24 protein-coding genes, 31 tRNA genes and 2 riboswitches are annotated in these 21,742 nt (G+C 46.2%); of the genes, 49 read left to right on the forward strand and 6 right to left on the reverse strand.

Annotated features, from left to right (window positions below; genetic code table 11):
* Positions 1-16: 16 nt before the first annotated feature.
* The 9 genes from DHAF_RS12805 (at position 17) to DHAF_RS12845 (ending at position 6,931) form a co-directional block, all read left to right on the forward strand.
* Positions 17-265 (forward strand): hypothetical protein, encoded by a 249-nt coding sequence (locus tag DHAF_RS12805; protein ID WP_005808906.1) that lies wholly within the window; start codon positions 17-19, stop codon positions 263-265.
* A gap of 191 nt (positions 266-456) precedes the next feature.
* Complete coding sequence (locus tag DHAF_RS12810; protein ID WP_011459713.1) at positions 457-819, forward strand: YccF domain-containing protein; 363 nt, start codon at positions 457-459, stop codon at positions 817-819.
* Between the two features lie 84 nt (positions 820-903).
* Positions 904-1,092, forward strand: a complete 189-nt coding sequence (locus DHAF_RS12815; RefSeq protein WP_015944104.1) for a hypothetical protein — start codon at positions 904-906, stop codon at positions 1,090-1,092.
* 67 nt (positions 1,093-1,159) lie between these two features.
* A complete protein-coding gene (locus tag DHAF_RS12820) occupies positions 1,160-2,296 on the forward strand; it encodes an aldo/keto reductase (protein ID WP_011459714.1) in 1,137 nt (378 codons plus the stop codon).
* 33 nt (positions 2,297-2,329) lie between these two features.
* Positions 2,330-2,962 carry a flavodoxin family protein gene (locus DHAF_RS12825; protein ID WP_015944106.1) on the forward strand — a complete coding sequence of 211 codons (633 nt, stop codon included), beginning with the start codon at positions 2,330-2,332 and terminating at the stop codon, positions 2,960-2,962.
* Between the two features lie 173 nt (positions 2,963-3,135).
* On the forward strand, positions 3,136-3,876 hold the full coding sequence (locus DHAF_RS12830) for a DUF1287 domain-containing protein (RefSeq protein ID WP_015944107.1): 741 nt from the start codon (positions 3,136-3,138) through the stop codon (positions 3,874-3,876).
* Positions 3,877-3,970: 94 nt separating this feature from the next.
* Positions 3,971-4,834 carry a nitroreductase family protein gene (locus DHAF_RS12835; protein WP_015944108.1) on the forward strand — a complete coding sequence of 288 codons (864 nt, stop codon included), beginning with the start codon at positions 3,971-3,973 and terminating at the stop codon, positions 4,832-4,834.
* A gap of 156 nt (positions 4,835-4,990) precedes the next feature.
* Positions 4,991-5,488: a helix-turn-helix domain-containing protein gene (locus DHAF_RS12840; protein WP_015944109.1), complete on the forward strand. Its 498-nt coding sequence runs from the start codon at positions 4,991-4,993 to the stop codon at positions 5,486-5,488.
* Positions 5,489-5,572: 84 nt separating this feature from the next.
* On the forward strand, positions 5,573-6,931 hold the full coding sequence (locus DHAF_RS12845) for an APC family permease (RefSeq protein WP_015944110.1): 1,359 nt from the start codon (positions 5,573-5,575) through the stop codon (positions 6,929-6,931).
* A gap of 115 nt (positions 6,932-7,046) precedes the next feature.
* Here the strand turns inward: DHAF_RS12845 and DHAF_RS12850 are convergent, their stop codons facing one another.
* Positions 7,047-8,477, reverse strand: coding sequence for an NlpC/P60 family protein (locus tag DHAF_RS12850; RefSeq protein WP_005808892.1), 1,431 nt, complete (start codon positions 8,475-8,477; stop codon positions 7,047-7,049).
* A gap of 2 nt (positions 8,478-8,479) precedes the next feature.
* Positions 8,480-8,615, reverse strand: a riboswitch (cyclic di-AMP (ydaO/yuaA leader).
* A gap of 192 nt (positions 8,616-8,807) precedes the next feature.
* On the opposite strand from DHAF_RS12850, the gene DHAF_RS12855 reads away from it, so the two are divergent.
* The 3 genes from DHAF_RS12855 to DHAF_RS12865 all read left to right on the forward strand — a co-directional run bounded on the left by DHAF_RS12855 (position 8,808) and on the right by DHAF_RS12865 (position 11,147).
* Positions 8,808-9,725, forward strand: a complete 918-nt coding sequence (locus tag DHAF_RS12855; protein ID WP_018212827.1) for a nuclease-related domain-containing protein — start codon at positions 8,808-8,810, stop codon at positions 9,723-9,725.
* Complete coding sequence (locus tag DHAF_RS12860) at positions 9,676-10,074, forward strand: secondary thiamine-phosphate synthase enzyme YjbQ (RefSeq protein WP_005808887.1); 399 nt, start codon at positions 9,676-9,678, stop codon at positions 10,072-10,074. Before DHAF_RS12855 ends, DHAF_RS12860 begins: the two co-directional genes overlap by 50 nt.
* A 128-nt stretch (positions 10,075-10,202) precedes the next feature.
* On the forward strand, positions 10,203-11,147 hold the full coding sequence (locus DHAF_RS12865) for a DMT family transporter (RefSeq protein ID WP_015944112.1): 945 nt from the start codon (positions 10,203-10,205) through the stop codon (positions 11,145-11,147).
* Here DHAF_RS12865 and DHAF_RS12870 read toward each other — a convergent pair.
* Positions 11,136-11,789 carry a superoxide dismutase gene (locus tag DHAF_RS12870; RefSeq protein ID WP_015944113.1) on the reverse strand — a complete coding sequence of 218 codons (654 nt, stop codon included), beginning with the start codon at positions 11,787-11,789 and terminating at the stop codon, positions 11,136-11,138. The two genes, DHAF_RS12865 and DHAF_RS12870, sit on opposite strands and share 12 nt — an antisense overlap.
* A 322-nt stretch (positions 11,790-12,111) precedes the next feature.
* Between DHAF_RS12870 and DHAF_RS12875 the strand changes: the two genes are divergently transcribed.
* From DHAF_RS12875 to DHAF_RS13030, 32 genes are all read left to right on the forward strand, one after another.
* A tRNA-Glu gene (locus DHAF_RS12875) sits at positions 12,112-12,187 on the forward strand.
* Between the two features lie 6 nt (positions 12,188-12,193).
* A tRNA-Val gene (locus DHAF_RS12880) sits at positions 12,194-12,269 on the forward strand.
* Positions 12,270-12,275: 6 nt separating this feature from the next.
* Positions 12,276-12,351 (forward strand) — tRNA-Asp (locus DHAF_RS12885).
* 26 nt (positions 12,352-12,377) lie between these two features.
* A tRNA-Tyr gene (locus DHAF_RS12890) sits at positions 12,378-12,461 on the forward strand.
* 8 nt (positions 12,462-12,469) lie between these two features.
* Positions 12,470-12,544, forward strand: a tRNA-Met gene (locus DHAF_RS12895).
* A gap of 37 nt (positions 12,545-12,581) precedes the next feature.
* A tRNA-Gln gene (locus tag DHAF_RS12900) sits at positions 12,582-12,656 on the forward strand.
* A gap of 5 nt (positions 12,657-12,661) precedes the next feature.
* Positions 12,662-12,737 (forward strand) — tRNA-Lys (locus DHAF_RS12905).
* A 26-nt stretch (positions 12,738-12,763) separates the two neighbouring features.
* Positions 12,764-12,838: transfer RNA gene (locus DHAF_RS12910), tRNA-Gly, on the forward strand.
* Positions 12,839-12,844: 6 nt separating this feature from the next.
* A tRNA-Arg gene (locus DHAF_RS12915) sits at positions 12,845-12,921 on the forward strand.
* Positions 12,922-12,945: 24 nt separating this feature from the next.
* Positions 12,946-13,021: transfer RNA gene (locus tag DHAF_RS12920), tRNA-Thr, on the forward strand.
* Positions 13,022-13,029: 8 nt separating this feature from the next.
* Positions 13,030-13,114, forward strand: a tRNA-Leu gene (locus tag DHAF_RS12925).
* A 14-nt stretch (positions 13,115-13,128) separates the two neighbouring features.
* Positions 13,129-13,219 (forward strand) — tRNA-Ser (locus tag DHAF_RS12930).
* A 15-nt stretch (positions 13,220-13,234) separates the two neighbouring features.
* Positions 13,235-13,309 (forward strand) — tRNA-Asn (locus DHAF_RS12935).
* 1 nt (position 13,310) lies between these two features.
* Positions 13,311-13,387 (forward strand) — tRNA-Ile (locus tag DHAF_RS12940).
* A gap of 5 nt (positions 13,388-13,392) precedes the next feature.
* Positions 13,393-13,466 (forward strand) — tRNA-Gly (locus DHAF_RS12945).
* A gap of 199 nt (positions 13,467-13,665) precedes the next feature.
* Positions 13,666-14,481: a MerR family transcriptional regulator gene (locus tag DHAF_RS12950; protein ID WP_005813295.1), complete on the forward strand. Its 816-nt coding sequence runs from the start codon at positions 13,666-13,668 to the stop codon at positions 14,479-14,481.
* A gap of 114 nt (positions 14,482-14,595) precedes the next feature.
* The gene (locus tag DHAF_RS12955) at positions 14,596-15,072 is read left to right on the forward strand and encodes an SAM-dependent methyltransferase (RefSeq protein ID WP_005813293.1); all 477 of its coding nucleotides are present in this window, start codon (positions 14,596-14,598) and stop codon (positions 15,070-15,072) included.
* 190 nt (positions 15,073-15,262) lie between these two features.
* Positions 15,263-15,338, forward strand: a tRNA-Glu gene (locus DHAF_RS12960).
* Between the two features lie 6 nt (positions 15,339-15,344).
* Positions 15,345-15,420 (forward strand) — tRNA-Val (locus DHAF_RS12965).
* Positions 15,421-15,426: 6 nt separating this feature from the next.
* Positions 15,427-15,502 (forward strand) — tRNA-Asp (locus DHAF_RS12970).
* 26 nt (positions 15,503-15,528) lie between these two features.
* A tRNA-Tyr gene (locus tag DHAF_RS12975) sits at positions 15,529-15,612 on the forward strand.
* Between the two features lie 8 nt (positions 15,613-15,620).
* Positions 15,621-15,695, forward strand: a tRNA-Met gene (locus tag DHAF_RS12980).
* A gap of 37 nt (positions 15,696-15,732) precedes the next feature.
* A tRNA-Gln gene (locus DHAF_RS12985) sits at positions 15,733-15,807 on the forward strand.
* Positions 15,808-15,812: 5 nt separating this feature from the next.
* Positions 15,813-15,888: transfer RNA gene (locus DHAF_RS12990), tRNA-Lys, on the forward strand.
* A gap of 26 nt (positions 15,889-15,914) precedes the next feature.
* Positions 15,915-15,989 (forward strand) — tRNA-Gly (locus tag DHAF_RS12995).
* A 6-nt stretch (positions 15,990-15,995) separates the two neighbouring features.
* Positions 15,996-16,072 (forward strand) — tRNA-Arg (locus DHAF_RS13000).
* 24 nt (positions 16,073-16,096) lie between these two features.
* Positions 16,097-16,172 (forward strand) — tRNA-Thr (locus tag DHAF_RS13005).
* 8 nt (positions 16,173-16,180) lie between these two features.
* Positions 16,181-16,265 (forward strand) — tRNA-Leu (locus DHAF_RS13010).
* 14 nt (positions 16,266-16,279) lie between these two features.
* A tRNA-Ser gene (locus tag DHAF_RS13015) sits at positions 16,280-16,370 on the forward strand.
* Positions 16,371-16,385: 15 nt separating this feature from the next.
* A tRNA-Asn gene (locus tag DHAF_RS13020) sits at positions 16,386-16,460 on the forward strand.
* Position 16,461: 1 nt separating this feature from the next.
* A tRNA-Ile gene (locus DHAF_RS13025) sits at positions 16,462-16,538 on the forward strand.
* A gap of 5 nt (positions 16,539-16,543) precedes the next feature.
* Positions 16,544-16,617, forward strand: a tRNA-Gly gene (locus tag DHAF_RS13030).
* A gap of 73 nt (positions 16,618-16,690) precedes the next feature.
* On the opposite strand, the gene DHAF_RS13035 is transcribed toward DHAF_RS13030, so the two are convergent.
* Entirely contained in the window at positions 16,691-17,083 is a 393-nt protein-coding gene (locus DHAF_RS13035; protein ID WP_015944114.1) for a CoA-binding protein, read from the reverse strand.
* Positions 17,084-17,242: 159 nt separating this feature from the next.
* Positions 17,243-17,430: riboswitch (cobalamin riboswitch) on the forward strand.
* 180 nt (positions 17,431-17,610) lie between these two features.
* Here DHAF_RS13035 and DHAF_RS13040 point away from each other — a divergent pair.
* From DHAF_RS13040 to DHAF_RS13060, 5 genes are all read left to right on the forward strand, one after another.
* Positions 17,611-18,351 (forward strand): energy-coupling factor ABC transporter permease, encoded by a 741-nt coding sequence (locus DHAF_RS13040; RefSeq protein WP_005812271.1) that lies wholly within the window; start codon positions 17,611-17,613, stop codon positions 18,349-18,351.
* A gap of 2 nt (positions 18,352-18,353) precedes the next feature.
* The gene (locus DHAF_RS13045; protein WP_005812269.1) at positions 18,354-18,665 is read left to right on the forward strand and encodes an energy-coupling factor ABC transporter substrate-binding protein; all 312 of its coding nucleotides are present in this window, start codon (positions 18,354-18,356) and stop codon (positions 18,663-18,665) included.
* Positions 18,666-18,743: 78 nt separating this feature from the next.
* Entirely contained in the window at positions 18,744-19,514 is a 771-nt protein-coding gene (gene cbiQ / locus DHAF_RS13050; protein WP_005812266.1) for a cobalt ECF transporter T component CbiQ, read from the forward strand.
* 45 nt (positions 19,515-19,559) lie between these two features.
* Positions 19,560-20,411, forward strand: a complete 852-nt coding sequence (locus DHAF_RS13055) for an ATP-binding cassette domain-containing protein (RefSeq protein ID WP_193345602.1) — start codon at positions 19,560-19,562, stop codon at positions 20,409-20,411.
* A gap of 44 nt (positions 20,412-20,455) precedes the next feature.
* Positions 20,456-20,530 (forward strand) — tRNA-Gly (locus DHAF_RS13060).
* A 273-nt stretch (positions 20,531-20,803) separates the two neighbouring features.
* On the opposite strand, the gene DHAF_RS13065 is transcribed toward DHAF_RS13060, so the two are convergent.
* From DHAF_RS13065 to DHAF_RS26435, 3 genes are all read right to left on the reverse strand, one after another.
* Positions 20,804-21,067, reverse strand: a complete 264-nt coding sequence (locus DHAF_RS13065; RefSeq protein WP_005812263.1) for a Txe/YoeB family addiction module toxin — start codon at positions 21,065-21,067, stop codon at positions 20,804-20,806.
* On the reverse strand, positions 21,060-21,329 hold the full coding sequence (locus tag DHAF_RS13070; RefSeq protein WP_005812262.1) for a type II toxin-antitoxin system RelB/DinJ family antitoxin: 270 nt from the start codon (positions 21,327-21,329) through the stop codon (positions 21,060-21,062). Before DHAF_RS13070 ends, DHAF_RS13065 begins: the two co-directional genes overlap by 8 nt.
* A gap of 116 nt (positions 21,330-21,445) precedes the next feature.
* Positions 21,446-21,646 (reverse strand): tyrosine-type recombinase/integrase, encoded by a 201-nt coding sequence (locus DHAF_RS26435; protein WP_080510897.1) that lies wholly within the window; start codon positions 21,644-21,646, stop codon positions 21,446-21,448.
* Positions 21,647-21,742 lie beyond the last annotated feature (96 nt).

Raw genomic sequence — 21,742 nt, forward strand, 5'->3', positions numbered from 1 at the left:
AAAGCTTGAGGTTTTTATGGTTAGATATTTAAGGGTTAAAAAATTCCGTAAAAAGAAAAATGCTCAACCGGAGGTCGAGCAGCCAAAACTCATGATGGATATCATCGAAGAAGAGTACCCGGAAAAGTATGATACCTTAAAAGAAAAAATTTCACAGCTTGGTCGTATGTTTACTCAAGAAGAATGGCTGACCATCCTGATGCGATCCAGGGCGGAGCATGAACGCTTTCTGCCGAAAAAGGGGAAACGGGAGCCTAAAGATTAGCCGGAATGTATGGCCTATGTCAAAGGACACCTACCCAGGTGTCCTTATTTCACGATCATAATGTATTTTATAATGAACAGGCTACGCCGATGGAAACTGTAATATTATTATGGTTTTTTATGCCAAACTAACTGAGAATGCGTACGATTACAGCGAAACTAAGAATTTATGGATGGAGTGGAGGAAAGCGTATGAATGTATTGGGCAATATTATTTGGTTAGTATTCGGAGGGATCCTGGCGGCGATTGCGTGGTTTTTGGCAGGTTTGATTTTGTGCATTACGATCATTGGCATTCCCTTTGGCCTTCAATGTTTTAAGATAGCACAGTTTGTTCTGTTGCCTTTTGGCAAAGACATCGAATTGGGGAACTTCGGTGTGGGAGGATTGCTGCTGAATATTCTCTGGATACTTCTCTTCGGATGGGAATTGGCCGTGGGTCACCTGGTGATTGGTTTGCTGCTCTGCCTTACTGTTTTGGGGATTCCCTTCGGGATACAACATTTCAAATTTGCCCAGCTTGCCTTCATTCCTTTTGGGGCGAAGATCCGTTAAGGCGTTATCGATCCACATATTTGGGTATGCCGTAAAAAATCATTAAGGCGTTTATGCTGGGAATGATCGATAGAGGGTGGGACTTTGGAGTACAAGCTTGAAGAGCGGGAAGAAATATGCAGTGTAGCCAGCAAACTGGTTGTCTTAAAAATATACCGCTACCCATCCGCCGATCCGAATGCGGAGGGGGAGATTGCCGATTTTCATTGTAACCACAGCAGCGATCGCTGTGAATCCCGCTGTACTTATAAAATGCTTATGAACGATTATTAAAAGTCTTGACCTAAAGTTAAGTTTAGGTGCTATGATACTAATATCAGGATGCTCGTTTTTGAGGTTCATGAAAATCATCAACAAAGGTGGCACAACAGTGAAAAAGTTAGGATTTGGAATGATGCGGTTGCCCCTAAGAGCTCAGGAGAATCCCCAGAATATCGATCAGGAACAAGTGAACACGATGGTGGATTGTTTTCTGGAGAGAGGCTTTACCTATTTTGACACCGCTTATCGTTACCATCAGGGAATGAGTGAAATTGCGCTGAGAAAAGCTCTTGTGGAACGCTATGCCAGGGATTCATTTACCATCACTGATAAAATGCCGGCATCTTTAGTCACGAAGAATGGAGATTACCAGAGGATATTTGACGAACAATTAGAACGATGCGGAGTCAGTTATTTTGACTATTATTTACTCCATGCCCTGGATGCCGCCAGGTATGCTGCAACAGTGGAATACGGCGGTTTTGAATTTATGCGGAGATTAAAAGCGGCGGGTAAAGTAAAGCATATTGGCTTCTCTTATCATGACAAGGCAGCCTTGCTGGATCGGATATTAACCGAGCATCCGGAAATGGAGTATGTGCAGCTTCAGATCAATTACATTGACTGGGAGGATGAAGGAATCGAATCCCGTAAATGCTATGAAGTCGCGACCAAGCATCATAAACCGGTCATCGTTATGGAACCCGTCAAAGGTGGGGCCTTGGCAACTGTACCTGAAGAAGCCGCGCAACTCTTTAAGGGTTATCACCCGGACCAAAGCATTGCCTCCTGGGCGGTCCGCTATGCAGCCTCCCTGGCTAATGTCTGCATGGTGCTCAGCGGTATGAGCACCCTCGGACAGCTCATGGATAATACAAGCTATATGCAAAACTTCATCACCTTAAAAGAGGAAGAACAGGAGCTCATCCAAAAGGCTATCGCCATAATCAACAATGACATAGCGATTCCCTGCACCGCCTGTGAGTACTGTGTGGAAGGCTGCCCCATGCAGATTCCCATACCGAAATACTTTGCTTTGTATAATAATCAGCAGCGGCATGGGCTGTCCACCCAGCAGACCTACTACCGGAATTTAACCCAGGACTTAGGCAAAGCCTCGGACTGCATCCGTTGTCAACAATGTGAGCAGCATTGCCCGCAGCATATCCCGATTATAACAAAATTAGAAGAAGTAGCCAGAGTTTTTGATGTATAATAATGATGGAGATAAACCGACAGGAGGGAAACTATGAAAGTCATATTAGTGAACGGAAGTCCTCACAAGGATGGGTGTACCTTTACTGCTTTGGAAGAGGTGGCCAAGGCTCTGAATGAAGAGGGCATTGATACTGAATTTTTTCACCTGGGGACAAAACCTCTCAACGGCTGTATTGCCTGCGGACACTGTCGAAAACATCAACGCTGTGTTTTTCCCGACTCTGTCAATGAATTCCTGGACCTTGCCCAGGAAGCTGATGGTTTTATTTTTGGCTCCCCGGTCCATTACGCAGCGGCTGGGGGCGCGATCACTTCCTTTTTGGACCGGGTTTTCTACACTGACTCAGGCTCGGGGAAACAAGCCTTTTACTTAAAGCCTGCCGCCGCAGTGGTCTCCGCCCGCAGAGCAGGAACGACAGCGAGCCTGGATCAGCTCAATAAGTACTTTACGATTAAGGAGATGCCGATCATCTCATCCAAGTATTGGAACATGGTTCATGGCAACACCCCTGAGGAGGTCAGAAAGGATGAGGAAGGTTTGCAGATTATGCGAACCTTGGGCAGAAATATGGCCTGGTTTCTAAAATGTAAAGAAGCTGGGATCAGAGCCGGCATACCGTTTCCCTCTCAGGAAGAGGGACTAAGAACTAATTTTATCCGCTAGAATTCTTTCTGCCCCTAATGATGGCATGATATTGACAGAAAGCATATGGTCATTGGGCCATATGCTTTCTTTATGAAAAAAGGATCTGAAAGGGAAGATGTAGAAATTTTTAAGAGATGAACCAAAAGGCAAAAATTGAGGATAATGCTTGGTTAGCCATAGGGGGAGCAGATATGTATCAATGCTTAAGGGGAGGTAAACTTCCCAAGAAGTCCGGTTATCGGAGCGCCTTAATTGTCGGTGCACTGTTGCTCTTATGCACAGGCTGCAGCAAGGACTCCGCCCCGGAAATAAAGCGTCTTGAACCCATACTTTATTTGCAGGTACCTACCATTGAGTGCCCTGTGGACAAAGATCAGGATGGCATCAGTGATTTGGAGGATATCGTGGCCGGGGGTAAAGAAGAGGTGCGGAAGAGGCCCCGTTATCGGGATGCCTATTATGCAGGCGGGTATCCTCCGGAGAATGAAGGCGTATGTACAGATGTCATTTGGAGAGCACTTCACCATGCGGGATATGATCTTAAAGCCATGATCGATGAAGATATCCGTCAGAATACCTCCCTGTATCCGAGGGTTGACGAGGGGCGGGACGCCAATATAGATTTTCGCCGGGTGCAAAATCTAAAGGTCTTTTTCCAACGCCACGGTCAGGAGTTGACCACAGAAGTCATTGCCAATGATGTGGATAACTTATCTCAGTGGCAGCCTGGAGATATTGTCACCTTTGCTCTGCCCCATGAACACATAGCCATTATCTCAGATCGCCGCCGGCCTGATGGCATTCCCTTTATCCTTCATAATGGGGGTCCCGTGGCTTCTGAAGAGGATCGTTTGCTCTCCTGGCCCAGCCCTATTACGGGCCACTATCGGTTTCCTAAGTTCGACGGAGCTCTTATGGAGACAGCCGGATGAATTTGCATTTTAACTGTAAATACATTTTAATGGTAGATGTATAGTAGATATACAGCAGATAAAATAACGGGAAAGATATAGTGGAGGTTCTGACATGTCGGTAGAAGAAGTTCCTATGTCCATGATCCAACAAATGAAGAAACGCATTTCCGTGAGAACGTATAAAGAAGAATTTCTGCACCCTGAGTTGAAAGAAAAGCTTAACTTAGCTTTTAAGGATAATCAGGGACCCTTTGGCGGAGCAGTTAGATTTGAGTTCGTTGAAAGAGAACTCGCCCAAAAAGAAGGTAATATAAAGCTAGGAACCTATGGAATAATCAAAGGCGCTTCTTCCTATGTTGTGGCGGCCATTCCAGAAGGAAAGCGGGATTTGGAAGACTTCGGGTATGTTCTCGAAAAACTAATCCTGTATGCTACTTCTTTAGGTCTTGGCACCTGTTGGTTAGGGGGAACGTATACAAAAAATGAATTCAGCAAGGCCATCGGGTTGCAGGCCGGGGAGATTATGCCTTGTATAACACCTATCGGTTATCCCCATCAGAAACGCAGTTTGCTGGAATCTGCCATGAGATTAGCCGCGGGTTCCAAGAATCGCAAGCCATGGCAGGAACTCTTCTTTAACCAGGCTTTGGGACGGCCCTTGACGGAGGCGGAGGCAGATAACTATGCTACACCATTGGAGATGGTCCGGCTTGCTCCATCGGCTTCCAACAAGCAGCCCTGGCGAATTATTATGGCTCAGGGAAGGGCTCACTTCTACCTGCAGAGAACAAAAGATTATGGCAAAGGGCTGGGATTTGATATCCAGAGAGTGGATATGGGCATCGCCATGTGCCATTTTGAGTTGGCAGCCAAGGAATTGGGACTGCCAGGTCAATGGCAGATCATCGAGTCAAAAGCAGACGCAGCTGAAAGCACTATTCCGCCGGGCACACACTATATCGTAAGCTGGGTCTAATACTGGACGGAGAGCACATTGGAAAACACCTTATTGAAGGCAATGGCAATAAGGTGTTTTTATTTTTATAAAACTTGCTCTTGATCAATATCGTTATTGATAATATTATAATTAACGAGACAATTATTAAAAATAATATTGGAGCGAGGTGTTTTGATGGCCAGCAACGCTTTAAATAGTTTGCTTAATCCTGTGAGAATGAACATCCTCCAGCTGTTTTTAGAGAATGAGACAGAAACAGTGAAGCGGATCGCTGAGGAGTTGCCTGACCTTCCTCCGGCCAGCCTTTATCGCCATGTTAATAAGCTGGTCGAGGATGAAATCATCGAAGTCTGTGCCGAATATAAAATCCGGGGGACAGTGGAAAAGGTTTATCGGCTGAAAAACGATCCCTCGCTGCATTTCTACGCTTTTGCTATGACTTTGTTACGGGATTTTGATAAGTATTTACAGAGTAAGGATTACGATCTGGTTCAGGATCGAATTGATTTTCAAAGTTATGCTCTTTATCTCAGCGATCAGGAGTGTGATGAATTAGCGCAGACCCTCCGGGAAACACTTCATAAAATGGCAGACACTAAAAGCGGCGGGGGAGAGCGCAGATTAAGGAAATTTTCTTTTGCCGTTATACCGGGAGATGAGAAGGGAAAGTAAAAAAATAATCGTGCCTGTTATTGAATTGTGGCAATATCTTTGCTAAAGTTGTGGCTGTGACATCATTATGGAGGAGTGCTGCTTATGGATTATGAGCTACAGAAAAAGTATGGTTTATTCACTGCGATTGCCATGGTTATCGGAATTGTTATCGGAAGCGGCGTGTTTTTTAAAGCGGAGAAAATCTTGCTGGCTACCGGCGGGGATCTGCCCCTGGGCATTTTGGCCTGGGTGATCGGCGGTATGATCATGATTGTGTGTGCCTATGTGTTTGCTACGATGGCGACACGTTATGAAAAGGTCAATGGAGTCGTAGATTACGCGGAAGCCACCATGGGCCGGGGATATGCCTATATTCTGGGCTGGTTTATGACCACGATTTATTATCCGGCTATTACCTCCGTATTGGCCTGGGTCTCAGCCCGCTATACCTGTGTTCTCCTGGGGTGGGATATCGTAGGTGCGGAAGCGATGGCTATTGCTGGCTTTTACTTGGTGGGAAGCTATGCTCTTAATGCCTTGTCCCCGAAATTGGCGGGAAAATTCCAGGTTTCAACCACGATCATTAAGCTGATTCCCCTGATTTTAATGGCCATCCTGGGGACCATCACCGGGTTAAGCAACGGTGTCTTGGTTAAGAACTTTACTAGCGGCGTCATCGCTGATGTGTCAACTACCAATCCTCTGTTTACCGCTGTGGTGGCCACCGCTTTTGCTTATGAAGGCTGGATCATTGCCACTAGTATTAATGCGGAATTAAGAGATGCCAAAAAGAATCTTCCTCGGGCCTTAACCTTTGGCACGATGTTTGTCGCTCTAATTTATATTTTATACTACACCGGACTTGCCGGTGCCGTGGAAAACAGTGTGATCATGGAAGGGGGAGAGACTGGAGCCAAGATTGCCTTTTCTACAGTCTTCTCTAATCTTGGCGGGTCCGTACTCTTTGTGTTTGTGGTCATCTCCTGTTTGGGAACCCTTAACGGATTAATGCTGGGATGTACCCGGGGATTTTACTCCCTGGCGGCCAGAGATCTTGGTCCTCAGCCCCATATCTATAAAAATATTGATGCCAACACCAATATGCCCACCAACTCCGCCATCATGGGCCTGTTATTTACGGCAGGGTGGCTGCTCTACTTCTTCGGTGCGAATTTGGTGCCTGAGTCTTGGTTTGGCCCCTTTAGCTTTGACAGCTCGGAGCTCCCCATTGTCACTCTGTACGTTATGTATATCCCCATCTTTATCATGATGATGGTAAAGGAGCAATCCTTAGGCGGCTTTAAACGGTTTATTATGCCCACCCTGGCCATCTTTGCCTGCATCTTTATGGTCATTGCCGCTATTTATGCTCACCGCTGGGCGGTTCTCTACTATCTAATCCTTTTTATAGTGGTTATGGCCGTGGGCGGAATATTCTATTTTACTAAAAAGCCTCACTAGAGATGTTTTTTCTTCTGTGGGGCTGCCTGAAGGGCCTGGGAGCCCAAATAATTAAGCCAGGAGCTTGTCCTAGCGGAACAGCTCCTGGCTTTTAGCAATTTAAATGGTTAGGCAACTAGTAGCGGCGTGCTCCCAAATAGCGGGGGCCATAGAAGCTGTCGCTTACTCCGGAAACCTTAACCCCACTTCCGGGATTGGCAGCATGAACAAACTTGCCGTTACCGATGTAGATACCTACATGAGAGGCTCCGGAAGCATAGGTGCTGAAGAAGACCAAGTCTCCCGCTTGTAAATTATCTTTGCTCACAGATGAGCCTGAATTGAATTGGTCAAAGGATGTTCGGGGAAGGGAGATCCCGGACCCGGAATAGATGTACTTGGTAAAGCCGGAGCAATCAAAACCGCTGGTACTGGTACCTCCGAAAACATATTTTGTACCTTGAAAGCTGAGAGCCCGCTCGACAAGGGAAGAACCATTGGCACTGCCCCGGGAGGTGGCAGAGGCTACATTGACTGTTTGCTTGCTGGGACCTTTAGCAACGACTTCATCAACGGGTTTCTCGACGATCTTCTCATCGAGAACTTTTTTGGCTACCTCGACACCGTTTCTCTGCTCATAAGAATAGGTTACGATTTTGGAACCGTTACTGCCTTTGGTGACAACTTTGGTTTGGCCTGGGTTAAGTTTATAATCAGTTTTAGTGACTACGTCATAAGGAATGATCTCCTGACCGGAATATGTACCTTGGCTTACGACAGTCAGATAAGGTTCAACAGTGACAAGTTTGAGCACATCTCCCGGTTTGATCACAGTGTCTTCAGTTGCCCCGGGATTCCCCGCCAGAACTTCGGCGGTCAACATATTATTTTTGCGGGCGATCAACCACCAGGAGTCTTTTTCCTCTACAGTATACTCTTTTGTGGTAACCTGGCCTTCGATGAGCTGTTCATAAGCCAGCTCCAGGGAAGTCATTTGGCTGGGCTGAATGGAAACCTTTTCAATAGTTATGTCTTCTAAAAAGCTGACAGAAGTAATTTTGTTTTCATCACTGGATTTGGAATAGTACTCTTCGTATTGCTTAAGTAATTTGTCCGCCTCTTCTTTACTGGGTAAGTAAGCTATGGGTGTTCCATTCGCCAGAACTTTGTAGCCTTCCAGATAATAATTCAAAGAGCTGGCTAAATTTTCTTCCTTGATTTCTGAAGCTTTATAGGCGCTGTTTTTGATGCGGACATTTTCGTAGTTGATCTGGTCCCGTGTCTTGGCAACGACACCATAGGGCTCCCCTTTTTCCTGGAGGAATGTATCCACAAGGGTTTGTCCGCTTTGTGAATCTGCCACATAGCCCACTTGCTGGCCGTTGATCATCACCGCCGCCGCAGCGGTCGTCGTTAGAAAATAAAATCCCAGGCTGCCGGTCAGAACAAGGGTTACTGTTAAAGAGCCAAGAACACGAGGCGATTTCCAAGAAACGTTTTTTGCAATTTTTTGAACTTGGTCGGACGCTGAAACCTTGAATCGAGACAAGCTTTCCTTAAAATGCATGCTCAGACACCTTTCTTAGCCTACGGGGTTAGTTGACGGATTCGGGCGAAAGTGTAAGCCCTACGCACAGGAGGTGCGATTCACCCCAGAAATTTAGTCCCCCGCTCTAGGATACCCCAGATTAGGCGTTTATTATAAATGCACGTATTTTTATTCTGATTCGACATCAAGTTCTAAAGTTCCTTCATTAATACTTTATGAAATACGTGGAAATTCATTACATATTTTGGGGTGAAAGGATTCAGAAGTTAGTTATTCACCTTGGAATATGGTAAAATAGTGGCATGCTGTAAGCCAATAATGGAGCAATTGATGACTAGGGGGATAGCTTTGTTCTTTTGGAATCGAAAAAAAGCAACAAAAAAAATATCTCCTGAACCGGAAGCGGCTCAGGAGGTTTGGCAAAGGAAGAAATATAGAACCAATTATTATACTTATAACTCGGCAAAGGAAAGAGGCTCCCTGCGGAGCAAGAAACAGCGTAAACATGAAATAGGTGAATATAAGCTTGAAGTGGGGCTTGCCCATTTACCAAGATGCTTTCGCCGGCTGAGCAATCTCCTGTTAGGAACCAAGGGACGCTTCCACCAGATTGATCATGTTCTGATCTCCCCTTATGGAATTTTTCTTTTAGAAGCCAATAATTTGTCGGGACTGATCGTGGGGGAAGAAACGGAATCCAAGTGGTATCAGGCGATTACCTGGAGGGTGAAGACCTTTCCCAATCCGATCATGGAGAACCAGGTCCGGGTTCAGATGCTGCAGGAGCTGGCGGGGCTTGATCAAACTATTCCCGTGTTTTCCTATGTGACCTTTAACCGGAGTTGCAGCCTGAAAGTCTTTTCGGGTATGGTCTTTTATGATATAGATCTGCCGGCTTCAATCATGCAGCTGGCCCAGAATCAGCCCGCGGTGCTCAGTGATGAGGAGATCCTTGAGCTCGTGGAGAGGATCGAAAAAATCAATCTGACCGATCTGGGCCTTCGCAATGAGTATGCGGCCCGTCAGCGCCGGGAAAGAATGCAGTACAGACCCAAGTATGGAGATATTCGCTGCAGTATTTGTCAAAAGGCTGTCAACGAGCGCATGGCCCGGTATTGTTTAAACCGGCCTGAAAAATTCGCCTGGAAAATCTATTGCGAAAAACATCAACGGGAAATGACCCGGGTGGTGAGACGGGAAGGGGGGAGAGAAGGCCATGGTCCATATCCTGAATCTACAGACTCAAAAAAGGAATCAATGGATTGATATTACTTCTTTAATAGAAGGTTTTTTGCAAAATTTCCAGTTCAAGGATGGGGTGGCGATTATTTATTGTCCTCACACTACAGCGGGAATCACGATCAATGAGAATGCTGATCCCGATGTTTGCCGTGATCTTCTGAGGCGGCTGGATGAGCTCTGCCCTTGGGATATGGCTCAGGATAGGCATGGGGAAGGAAATTCGGCAGCCCATTTGAAGGCCAGCCTTATGGGGAGCTCTCAGACCGTCATCGTTAAGGATGGCCGGCTGCTTTTAGGCCGTTGGCAAGGGGTTTATTTTTGTGAATTTGATGGCCCCCGCTCCCGGCAGTGTTTTGTGAAGTTTATAGGTTGAACGAGACCTCTTTCAGTGATAAATCTGCACTTGGGCTCAAACCTGCAGTTTAGAATTGAGCCGTATTATCAAAAAAGTGAAGGGCAAAGGCAAGTACCCGATTGAAAGCAAGTACTTGAAAGAGAATAATGAATGAACTTATAGTTGTAAAGGGTGAAGAAAAGGCTCAAAATATCAGGACCAAAGCTGTCAGAGGGACGATACTGACACTTATCGGCGGGATTAGCTGGGGGTTTTCCGGTGCCTGCGGACAATATCTTTTTTCGGTGAAGGGCATCGACCCTCATTGGGTTACCGTGGTACGGATGCTTACGGCAGGATTGCTCTTATTTTGTTTGGTTTTATTTAAATACAGGGAGCAAATGGTCGGGTTGCTCAGCAATAAAAGGGACCGCCGGACCCTCATTGTTTTTAGTATATTTGGGCTGATCGCCTGTCAATATACTTATCTGTTGGCCATATCCCACAGCAATGCGGGAACGGCAACGGTGCTGCAGTACTTGGGACCCTTACTAATTATGATTTTCGTTTGCGGAATGGACAGGCGGCTGCCCACGAAGACAGAAGGGGTGGCGATTGCTTTAGCTGTAACCGGCACCTTTTTATTGGCCACCCATGGCAATGTCAGCAACCTGGTCATATCGACCCAAGGCCTTTTCTGGGGCCTGATGGCCGCTTTGGGATTGATGCTGTACACCATAATTCCAGGGAAAATTATTAACAAATGGGGGAGCATCGTCGTTACGGGCTGTGGTATGTTGATGGGCGGGTCGATTTTGCTTGTGGTTATCCGGCCCTGGCAAATTCCCGTCTCCCTGGATTGGCAGGTGTTTTGGGGGATGCTGGCGATCATCGTCATCGGAACGGTGGTGTCCTTTACCCTGTATTTACAGGGGGTTAGTGATATCGGGCCGGTAAAGGCCAGTATGATCGCCAGCGTAGAGCCCGTGTCGGCCGCTTTGTTCTCCGCTTTTTGGTTGAACACAGCCTTTGTCTGGATCGATATGGTCGGGTTTGCCTTGATCATCACCACAGTGATTCTGTTGACAAGGCAAGGGAGTTCAAGGGATTAACGCCATCGGGAACAGCAATTGCATGGCATGCTCAAGACGTCTTTCCACCCCATACCAATTGACGATATGCCACCAGTTGTTGACATAGTCGCCGCGCCGGTTTTGATAATCAAGATAATAGGCATGTTCCCAGGAGTCGATGACCAGGATGGGGATTCCGCCGGCCTGGTATAGGTTTTGATGCTTCTCGATGGTAAGAATCTCTAACCTGCACCAGGCCGGCTGCCATACGAGCAATGCCCAGCCGGAGGCTTCCACTTGGTTGGCGGCGGAAGTGAATTGTTCTTTAAAGCTATGGAAACTCCCAAAGTAATTGACCATATGGGTGAGGGTATGGGGGCCGGGGGTACCCTGGCCCATTCCTGAGGGGGCCATGGAGGTCCAATAAAGGCTATGGAGAATGTGCCCTGAGCCATGAAAAGCTAATTCCCGTTCCCAGTGCTTTACCAAAGAGAAATCCTGCCGCTGCCGGGCATCGACTAAAGCCAGCTCGGCTTTGTTTAATCCTTCAACATAACTTTTGTGATGCTGGTTGTAATGTAGATTCAGGACATGAGCACTAATCACCGGCTCTAAGGCGTTATAAGCATAGGGAAGTCCTGGCAATCGATGCTGGCCGGGTGGTACGCTTAAAAACTGCATCCCAATAATTCCTCCCATCAGATAGACTGTGAGTGTCTTGAGATAGAATACGCATACCTTAAGTATTTGTGACTGGGCAGGTTATTCTCAAAGTGAAACCTTTTGAGTTAACCTTCTCTGGGCAAAAACTTTGGAACGAAATGGATCAGAGATCTGATGCTTTCCTGTCAAAGTGCGGTATAAATAGCTAGAAACAGGGATATATAACCAGATATTGTAGGAATTTAAGCGCATAGTTCTCCTAAAATATGCCTATTCTACTAAATAGAAAAAAGTATTTGACAAGTAAAGCTAGTCCATGTAATATAGTTATTGCGCTAGCGGCCCATTGGTCAAGCGGCCTAAGACACCGCCCTTTCACGGCGGTAACACGGGTTCGAATCCCGTATGGGTCACCAAAATCCGGGCGATTAGCTCAGCTGGGAGAGCGCCTGCCTTACAAGCAGGATGTCGGCAGTTCGATCCTGTCATCGCCCACCAAAATAAGGCCCCGTGGTGTAGTGGTTAACATGCCTGCCTGTCACGCAGGAGATCGTCGGTTCAAGTCCGATCGGGGTCGCCATTTCAACTTTATAGCACAACACATGTGGGTAGATGGCCGAGTGGTTAAAGGCGGCAGACTGTAAATCTGTTCCGAAAGGTACGGTGGTTCGAATCCATCTCTACCCACCACTAAACATCGCGGAGTGGAGCAGTGGTAGCTCGTCGGGCTCATAACCCGAAGGTCGTCGGTTCAAATCCGGCCTCCGCAACCAAGCTTTAAATCAGCAGCAGTTGATTTAAATAGAAAATAGGGATGTCGCCAAGCGGTAAGGCACCAGACTTTGACTCTGGCATTCGTAGGTTCGAATCCTGCCATCCCTGCCATTTATGAGCCATTAGCTCAGTCGGTAGAGCACCTGACTTTTAATCAGGGTGTCCCGCGTTCGAGTCGCGGATGGCTCACCATTTTCTTTAGAGCATGTCAGGGACATGCGGGTGTAACTCAGTGGTAGAGTGTCACCTTGCCAAGGTGAAAGTCGCGAGTTCGAATCTCGTCACCCGCTCCAAACAATGCGCTCGTAGCTCAGCTGGATAGAGCGTCTGACTACGAATCAGAAGGCCAGGGGTTCGAATCCCTTCGAGCGCACCATTTAAATCAGAAGAGATCCTCGATGCCGTTATAGCTCAGTTGGTAGAGCGCATCCTTGGTAAGGATGAGGTCACCGGTTCAAATCCGGTTAACGGCTCCATAAACAATGCGGGAGTGGCGGAACTGGCAGACGCGCACGTTTGAGGGGCGTGTGGGTAACACCGTATGGGTTCAAGTCCCATCTTCCGCACCAAAAAGCAGGGTTACGGAGAAGTACTCAAGTGGCTGAAGAGGACGGTTTGCTAAACCGTTAGAGTGGGTAACTGCTGCGAGGGTTCGAATCCCTCCTTCTCCGCCAGTAATAAATCAATATTCCTCGATAGCTCAATGGTGGAGCAACCGGCTGTTAACCGGTAGGTTGCAGGTTCGAGTCCTGCTCGGGGAGCCATGGCAGGGTAGCCAAGTGGTCTAAGGCAAGTGGTTCATACCCGCTCATTCGAGAGTTCAAATCTCTCCCCTGCTACCACACCTGCGGGTGTAGCTCAATGGTAGAGCACTAGCCTTCCAAGCTAGCTACGTGGGTTCGATTCCCATCACCCGCTCCATAGTTAAAACGAACCGTACTGATGCCAGTGCGGTTTTTTGTATTAAGTCAGGGAGTATAGGTTTGGGGATAAAGCTTCTCAAGTGGACGCAATGGGCAGGGGGCAGGGGATATGAGGAAAGCACTGACCAAGGCCGGAACAATACGATAGAGGGCTGGCAGACGACAGGATAATATCAAGCAATATGGAGGTGGTGTAAATGTTTAAGATAGGCGAATTTTCCAAACTGACACAAGTATCAATCCGTATGCTCCGCTATTATGATGAAACAGGTTTGCTAAAACCTGCGGAAATTGATAAATTGACAAGTTACAGACTATATTCAGCTAACCAAATTTCTCTATTGAACAAGATTTTATTTCTGCGGGATTTAGGCTTTAGTGTTTCGGAGATTGGGCTTGCTCTGGATAGGTGGAATGACGGATTTATTACTAACCTGCTTGACAATAAACGTCTGGACATTGAAAACACAATTAAATCTGCCCAGGATAAGCTATCTAAAATTGAACTGGCAAAAAGAGATATTCGGCAGGAAAAGATAGCGATCCATTACAATGTTTCAATTAAGTCCATTCCCAGTTATCAGGTGTTTTCTTTAAGGCGGATTGTTTCCGATTATTACGCCGAAGGTTTATTGTGGAAAGAAATGTCGGCTTTTGCTAATGAAAATGATATACCCATTTCAGATAATACTTTTACCATTTATCACGACACGGATTATAGGGAAAAGAATGTTGACATTGAAGTATGCGCTCCTGTAGCTCGAATGGGAAAAGATATGAACCCTTTTACATACCGGAATACCGAGCCTGTACCAATTATGGCATGTACTATGGTATGTGGCCCGTTTGAAAATATTGCGGGAGCATATCTTTCTTTGGCGGAGTGGTTAGGGGAACACAGTCAATATAGAATGACGGGGCAAAGCAGGCAAATTGTTCATCGTGGGCCTTGGAATGAAGAAACACCCGATAAATACTTGACTGAGATACAAATCCCCCTAATAAAAATATAGATAAAAGCGTTTTGCATTTTGTTGCAAGGCGCTTTTTTACTATTGACTCTCACATGATGTGAGGGTCTAAACTGGCTTTGCAAGCAAATAAAAATTATATGGAGGAATGAAGTTATGCAAAATTTTAAGGTTAAGCCTATTGGCAAAATCAGCGTCAACGAGGATGGAATGTTTATCAAACTTGAGCAGGAATATATTCCTGCTTTGCAAGCGTTAAACGGTTTTAGCCATCTCAATGTCCTTTGGTGGCTTAGCGATTCCGACAATGAGGAAATGAGAAATATTCTTATAGCAGAACAGCCGTACAAAAAGGCCCCGGCAATAATGGGTATTTTCGCCACAAGATCTCCTTTTCGTCCCAATCCCATGGCCTTAACGGCGGTACAAATTATCACTATTGATTATGAAAACGGTGTTATTCAAATTGCCTATATTGATGCCAACGACAATTCACCTGTACTTGATATAAAGCCGTACACGCCAAGCCTTGACAGAGTGGAAACTCCCGGTGTGCCGGAATGGTGTTGCCATTGGCCTAAGAGTTTAGAGGAATCCGGAAACTTTGACTGGGGAAATGAGTTTAATTTTTAGTGTTACACACTGTAAACTTATTGTATGATGTCATGATGGATATTCCGGGCATGGAGGATGAAATGCGCCGCCCGATTTTGCTATAATTAAGGCCGTAAAACAAGGCACAGTTGCTTATAAACATATTTTTAAATAAACGTGTTGACATTTATGTTCGATTCGGATATACTAACAAATGTTCCGCGAAAACGGCCCATTGGTCAAGCGGCCTAAGACACCGCCCTTTCACGGCGGTAACACGGGTTCGAATCCCGTATGGGTCACCAAAATCCGGGCGATTAGCTCAGCTGGGAGAGCGCCTGCCTTACAAGCAGGATGTCGGCAGTTCGATCCTGTCATCGCCCACCAAAATAAGGCCCCGTGGTGTAGTGGTTAACATGCCTGCCTGTCACGCAGGAGATCGTCGGTTCAAGTCCGATCGGGGTCGCCATTTCAACTTTATAGCACAACACATGTGGGTAGATGGCCGAGTGGTTAAAGGCGGCAGACTGTAAATCTGTTCCGAAAGGTACGGTGGTTCGAATCCATCTCTACCCACCACTAAACATCGCGGAGTGGAGCAGTGGTAGCTCGTCGGGCTCATAACCCGAAGGTCGTCGGTTCAAATCCGGCCTCCGCAACCAAGCTTTAAATCAGCAGCAGTTGATTTAAATAGAAAATAGGGATGTCGCCAAGCGGTAAGGCACCAGACTTTGACTCTGGCATTCGTAGGTTCGAATCCTGCCATCCCTGCCATTTATGAGCCATTAGCTCAGTCGGTAGAGCACCTGACTTTTAATCAGGGTGTCCCGCGTTCGAGTCGCGGATGGCTCACCATTTTCTTTAGAGCATGTCAGGGACATGCGGGTGTAACTCAGTGGTAGAGTGTCACCTTGCCAAGGTGAAAGTCGCGAGTTCGAATCTCGTCACCCGCTCCAAACAATGCGCTCGTAGCTCAGCTGGATAGAGCGTCTGACTACGAATCAGAAGGCCAGGGGTTCGAATCCCTTCGAGCGCACCATTTAAATCAGAAGAGATCCTCGATGCCGTTATAGCTCAGTTGGTAGAGCGCATCCTTGGTAAGGATGAGGTCACCGGTTCAAATCCGGTTAACGGCTCCATAAACAATGCGGGAGTGGCGGAACTGGCAGACGCGCACGTTTGAGGGGCGTGTGGGTAACACCGTATGGGTTCAAGTCCCATCTTCCGCACCAAAAAGCAGGGTTACGGAGAAGTACTCAAGTGGCTGAAGAGGACGGTTTGCTAAACCGTTAGAGTGGGTAACTGCTGCGAGGGTTCGAATCCCTCCTTCTCCGCCAGTAATAAATCAATATTCCTCGATAGCTCAATGGTGGAGCAACCGGCTGTTAACCGGTAGGTTGCAGGTTCGAGTCCTGCTCGGGGAGCCATGGCAGGGTAGCCAAGTGGTCTAAGGCAAGTGGTTCATACCCGCTCATTCGAGAGTTCAAATCTCTCCCCTGCTACCACACCTGCGGGTGTAGCTCAATGGTAGAGCACTAGCCTTCCAAGCTAGCTACGTGGGTTCGATTCCCATCACCCGCTCCATAGTTAAAACGAACCGTACTGATGCCAGTACGGTTTTTTGCTGCTTATTTTCAGGATTTGCCTTTTTTCAGGTTTAGCGGCGGGACCGGGCTTCAACCAGTACGCATTCATGAGCAATCAGCTGCATTTGGTTTGCGCGCCCTTTCATCAAGGCTTCATCGCTTTCGGCGCCAGGCTGCATCCAGACCCTTTTGATACCTAATTGGGCACATTGGTCAATAATTTGTTCCGATATCTGAGGAGGGACGATGAGGCTGACCACATCAGGGCGAACGGGCAAGGCGCTTAAAGAGGGGAAACAAGGCTCTCCGTCCAGCTCAGAGAGTTTGGGATTAATGGGATACACCGTATAGCCGCATTGTTTGAGTTTATGGTAGACCTTTGTGCCAAATTTGGTCGGATCTTTAGAGACTCCGACTACTGCCCAGATCTCCTGGTCTAAGAACTCTTGAATATCGTTTTGCATGGTTTTCTCCTTAGCTTAATTTTCATTGATTAAAATCCTCGGGATTAATATCACCATTTTGAACGTTTTTAAAATGCTCCCAACCTTAAATAAAATAAGTATTTATTTCTAATATAATTATATACAATTTGGCTGAAAAATTGCTATAATGTTCTTGAAATTAAATATTGAGAATTGAGTTGATTCTTCGCAAGAGGAATCATAAGGGAAGTCAGTTGAAGCTGACGCGGTGCCCGCCACTGTAAAAGGGAGTTAACCTACAATGATGTCACTGGATTACTGTCTGGGAAGACGTAGGTTAATGATGAACTTGAGCCAGGAAACCTGCTCATATTCTCGATTCAAGGAACCTACGGGATGTTAGGGAGGTGGATATCGGTGTTCAAGATAGTTTTATCTGATACAGGATAGCAAACCCTTCCGTAAGGAAGGGTTATTTTTCTTGCGGCGAAAACGCTTTTTCGATAGGTATTATTGAGTTTATTCTACAGATGATTGTTCGTATCAAAAATTAAGGAGTGGGGAGTATGAACAAACGTATACAGCTCTTTATTGGTTTAGTCTTGATGATGTTTTTTATTCCTTATAAAGCATCGGCTATGCATATTATGGAAGGTTTTTTACAGCCGGGGTGGGCCATTGCCTGGGGAGCTTTAGCAATACCCTTTGTCGTGTTGGGTATCTTTTCGATTAAGAAAACCATTTCTCTTAATCCACGCTTGAAGATTCTTTTAGCTATGGCCGGGGCTTTTGTTTTTGTGCTTTCTGCTCTTAAATTACCCTCGGTTACCGGGAGCTGTTCCCATCCAACCGGAGTAGGCTTTGGTGCCATCCTATTTGGCCCCACAGCTATGGCAGTTATCGGCGTTATTGTCCTTTTGTTTCAGGCCTTGCTGCTGGCCCACGGCGGATTGACCACCTTAGGCGCCAATACCTTTTCTATGGCAGTGGTTGGTCCCTTTGTAGCCTTTGGCGTGTATAAACTGGTACAAAAATTTAAAGGACCACAATGGTTAGGTGTATTTCTGGCCGCGTCCTTAGGCGATTTGGCCACCTATGTCATGACTTCCATTCAATTGGCCCTTGCCTTCCCTTCGGAAGTGGGCGGTTTTGCTGCTTCTCTTACTAAATTTGCCAGTATCTTTGCTGTGACTCAGATACCCTTAGCGATCAGTGAGGGGATTCTGACTGTCATCATCTTCAACGCACTGGCCAGCTATGGAAAAAGTGAGCTGCAAGATCTCAAGCTGTTAACAAAGGAGGTATAACAATGGCTAATTCAGGTGTAGAACAAACAAAACGATCCACTTTTAAGGTTAATGTGTTGTTATTCCTGCTTGTAGTGGCTATAACCGTTATTCCCTTAGTTCTTGTCCAGGACGCTGAATTCGGCGGGGCGGATGGTTTGGCCGAGGAAGAGATCCTGAATATTCAGGAGGATTATGAGCCTTGGTTTTCCCCCTTCTTTGAGCCGGCCAGCGGGGAAATCGAGAGCCTGCTCTTTGCCCTTCAAGCAGGCCTGGGAGCGGGAGTCATCGGTTTTGGCTTAGGTTATTATAAGGGCCGGAGTAAACACGATTAAACAACTTGGAACCCTATGGAACAGGAAACCGGCAAATGAATAAGTGCACACTGAAAGGGTAAAGGAGGCTGCAAAGATATGCTGAATACGGATACTTATGCCTATGCTTCTCGACTTAAAACGATTGATCCTATGCAAAAATTCATCGTTGCCTTCTTGACCCTGGGAGTGTGTCTGTGGGCCGATCAATTGTTTGTTTCTATAGCCGTGATTATGTTCATGAGTGGAGTTGCCATATTCTTCGGAGGGGCACCTCTCTCTGTATGGCTAAAATTGATGATCATTCCTATGTCGTTTTTAATGATCGGTATTTTTACAATTGCCGTTAATATTTCTCGTGATGTTTACAGCTTTTTATGGGCCTATTCCATAGCAGGCTATTGGGTAGGCATTTCAGAAAATGGGATACGGGAAGGGGTTAATCTCTTTTTTCGGGTGCTCGGCTCTGTATCCTGCCTCTATTTTCTATCCCTAAGCACTCCCATGGTGGATTTGCTGTCCGTATTGAGGAGGCTCAGGCTGCCCAAACTTATGGTGGAAATGATGGGACTTATTTATCGTTTTATCTTCGTGCTTTTAGAGACTGCTGGCACCATGCTGACTGCTCAAAACTCCCGGCTGGGCTATGTCAATCTTAAAACCGGGTATCGCTCAATGGGGAGTTTGGTATCTGTCCTGTTCATTCGTGCTTATAAACGCTCTAATGAGCTGTATACTTCTTTAGAGGCCCGAGGATATGACGGAGAGATCAAGGTTCTGGAGGAAAGCTATGAGAATAATAGAAATTTAGTGCTTCTGGCCGTAGTGATCAATGGAGCGTTTGTCTTCCTGACATTATTTTTAAAATGATAGATCTGCTAAAAGATTTGAGGAAAGAGAATGAAGGAAAGCATCATGCCGGATAACATCATGCATCTTAAAGATTTGCACTACCACTATCCTGATGGAACTCACGCTCTTAAGGGAATCAATATAGTGATTCCCAAGGGTCAGGTTACAGCACTGCTAGGTGGGAATGGGGCAGGCAAATCCACCCTGTTCCAGCATTTGAACGGAATTCTGAAACCCTCTTCAGGAGAGGTGTTTTTTGGCGGTCAGCCTGTTGATTACTCCCGGAAAGGGCTCATGAACCTTAGGCAGGCTGTGGGCATGGTGTTTCAAGATCCGGATAATCAGCTGTTTTCGGCAAGCGTCTATCAGGATGTTTCCTATGGAGTGCTGAATCTCCAATTGCCTAAGGATGAGGTGCAGAGAAGGGTAGAGCATGCTTTGGCAAGAACGGGGATTTCCCATCTTCGCCATAAGCCCACCCATGCCCTCAGTTTTGGACAGAAAAAACGTGCCGCTATTGCCGGAGTTTTGGCTATGGAACCTCAGGTCCTGGTACTGGATGAACCTACAGCAGGGCTGGACCCCAAAGGAATTTCGGAGATCATGGAGCTTCTCTTAGAGACGCTCAAAGGGATGGATCTAACCATCCTGATCGCCACCCATGATATCGACATTGTGCCTCTCTATTGTGATCGGGTCTTTGTTATGGATGAAGGAACAGTGGTCTTAGAAGGAACCTGCAGTGAGGTCTTTGCCAAACGGGAAATGCTGCGGTCTGTAAATCTTAGGTTACCGAGAATAGGCCATCTTATGGAGATTCTAAAGTTCAAAGACGGCTTGGCGATGGACGAAATTCCCATGACCATTTCAGGGGCAAGAAAAGTGCTGAAGAATTTACAGCAAGGGAAAGCTTGACGAATTAGTATTTTTTGCTATAATTAATACTGTTCCTGTTCAATGCGGAAGTGGCTCAGTGGTAGAGCATTGGCTTCCCAAGCCGAGGGCCGCGGGTTCGAATCCCGTCTTCCGCTCCAATGAAAGTAAGACGCTGCAAGAGATTGCAGCGTTTTTTCTTTTTGTTTTCTTATGCCCAAAATTGCCTTGACGACATTCTGACGACATTTTAATAAAAGGAAAAAATGGCACTCACACGATAAGAAGCCAAATTAAAATTAGGGTACAATTTGTACCCTAACTGCTATGACCGCATCATGTATCAGATGGAAAAGCTATCAGATAGTTAAGCACATGAAAACCGACCAGCCCCCACATATGCTATGGATTCCGATCGGTTTCCTTTCTTTCGATTACTTGTCTCCGTAATGTGTTCGGCACTGGAGGATTTCTAGTCGGCCATTCTCAATGCGATAAACCAGGCGGTTTGTTTCGTCGATACGCTTGCTCCAGCAGCCATGGTACTCATGCTTCAACGGTTCGGCTTTTCCTATACCGGTATGACCGTTGCGGTCAATATCCTGTATCAGCCTATTGATCCGATTCAGCGTTTTTTTGTCTTGTGTCTGCCAATATAGGTAATCTTCCCAAGCTTCATCAGACCAAACCTTAATCACCTGTCACCTCGATCAATTCATGAACAGTTCCTTTACCAGCGTTAAGTTGTTCAAGGGATTTTTTGAGCCTCTCCTGATTGGCCTGAAAGTAAAAAGGATCATCACTTGCTGCGATTTCAAAGGGAATACGGCGCTCACGAAGAACCGCTTTGACAAACAAATTGACCGCGACAGAAGAATTCATACCCACATCCGTGCAAAAGGCGTCAAATTGCTGCTTCACTGATTCATCTATGCGGACGTTAAGTGTTGTTTGAGCCATATTCTTCACTCCATATTTTTATATTTAAATACAATGTATTATATTATATGAACGTTGTCAATAAATATTACCAATTCATTCAAAAATTTATCTACCAGAATATCACAATGACCTGGTTATTTTACAGCTTTTATTTTGTTACTCAATCGGGATACGGCTTTGGCCTTTCCTTCCAATGAACTATGACCATATATGTCTAACGTTGTGCTGGTTTTGGCATGCCCCAGGAGGCTGCTCACGTTAACAGGGTTTTCTCCGTCGTCCAGTAAAATTGTGGCTACAGTGTGCCTTAAGTCATGAATGCGGATTGAGTTGATCCGGCTGCCTTAATAATACGGCTGTGCTTTTTATTCAGATTACGTGGCTCTATAGGGGTTCCTACAATAGTTGATACTGTGTTTTGATTCTGCTTT

Origin of the sequence: Desulfitobacterium hafniense DCB-2, from assembly GCF_000021925.1 — a bacterium.
GTDB classification, from domain to species: domain Bacteria; phylum Bacillota; class Desulfitobacteriia; order Desulfitobacteriales; family Desulfitobacteriaceae; genus Desulfitobacterium; species Desulfitobacterium hafniense.

Bases quoted from the DNA above. Each gene is read 5' to 3' on its own strand.
- DHAF_RS12805 (WP_005808906.1), top strand. From the start codon at position 17: ATGGTTAGATATTTAAGGGTTAAAAAATTCCGTAAAAAGAAAAATGCT.
- DHAF_RS12810 (WP_011459713.1), top strand. From the start codon at position 457: ATGAATGTATTGGGCAATATTATTTGGTTAGTATTCGGAGGGATCCTG.
- DHAF_RS12820 (WP_011459714.1), top strand. From the start codon at position 1,160: ATGAAAATCATCAACAAAGGTGGCACAACAGTGAAAAAGTTAGGATTT.
- DHAF_RS12825 (WP_015944106.1), top strand. From the start codon at position 2,330: ATGAAAGTCATATTAGTGAACGGAAGTCCTCACAAGGATGGGTGTACC.
- DHAF_RS12830 (WP_015944107.1), top strand. From the start codon at position 3,136: ATGTATCAATGCTTAAGGGGAGGTAAACTTCCCAAGAAGTCCGGTTAT.
- DHAF_RS12835 (WP_015944108.1), top strand. From the start codon at position 3,971: ATGTCGGTAGAAGAAGTTCCTATGTCCATGATCCAACAAATGAAGAAA.
- DHAF_RS12840 (WP_015944109.1), top strand. From the start codon at position 4,991: ATGGCCAGCAACGCTTTAAATAGTTTGCTTAATCCTGTGAGAATGAAC.
- DHAF_RS12845 (WP_015944110.1), top strand. From the start codon at position 5,573: ATGGATTATGAGCTACAGAAAAAGTATGGTTTATTCACTGCGATTGCC.
- DHAF_RS12850 (WP_005808892.1), bottom strand. From the start codon at position 8,477: ATGCATTTTAAGGAAAGCTTGTCTCGATTCAAGGTTTCAGCGTCCGAC.
- DHAF_RS12860 (WP_005808887.1), top strand. From the start codon at position 9,676: ATGGTCCATATCCTGAATCTACAGACTCAAAAAAGGAATCAATGGATT.
- DHAF_RS12865 (WP_015944112.1), top strand. From the start codon at position 10,203: ATGAATGAACTTATAGTTGTAAAGGGTGAAGAAAAGGCTCAAAATATC.
- DHAF_RS12870 (WP_015944113.1), bottom strand. From the start codon at position 11,789: ATGCAGTTTTTAAGCGTACCACCCGGCCAGCATCGATTGCCAGGACTT.
- DHAF_RS12950 (WP_005813295.1), top strand. From the start codon at position 13,666: ATGTTTAAGATAGGCGAATTTTCCAAACTGACACAAGTATCAATCCGT.
- DHAF_RS12955 (WP_005813293.1), top strand. From the start codon at position 14,596: ATGCAAAATTTTAAGGTTAAGCCTATTGGCAAAATCAGCGTCAACGAG.
- DHAF_RS13035 (WP_015944114.1), bottom strand. From the start codon at position 17,083: ATGCAAAACGATATTCAAGAGTTCTTAGACCAGGAGATCTGGGCAGTA.
- DHAF_RS13040 (WP_005812271.1), top strand. From the start codon at position 17,611: ATGAACAAACGTATACAGCTCTTTATTGGTTTAGTCTTGATGATGTTT.
- DHAF_RS13045 (WP_005812269.1), top strand. From the start codon at position 18,354: ATGGCTAATTCAGGTGTAGAACAAACAAAACGATCCACTTTTAAGGTT.
- cbiQ (WP_005812266.1), top strand. From the start codon at position 18,744: ATGCTGAATACGGATACTTATGCCTATGCTTCTCGACTTAAAACGATT.
- DHAF_RS13055 (WP_193345602.1), top strand. From the start codon at position 19,560: ATGCCGGATAACATCATGCATCTTAAAGATTTGCACTACCACTATCCT.
- DHAF_RS13070 (WP_005812262.1), bottom strand. From the start codon at position 21,329: ATGGCTCAAACAACACTTAACGTCCGCATAGATGAATCAGTGAAGCAG.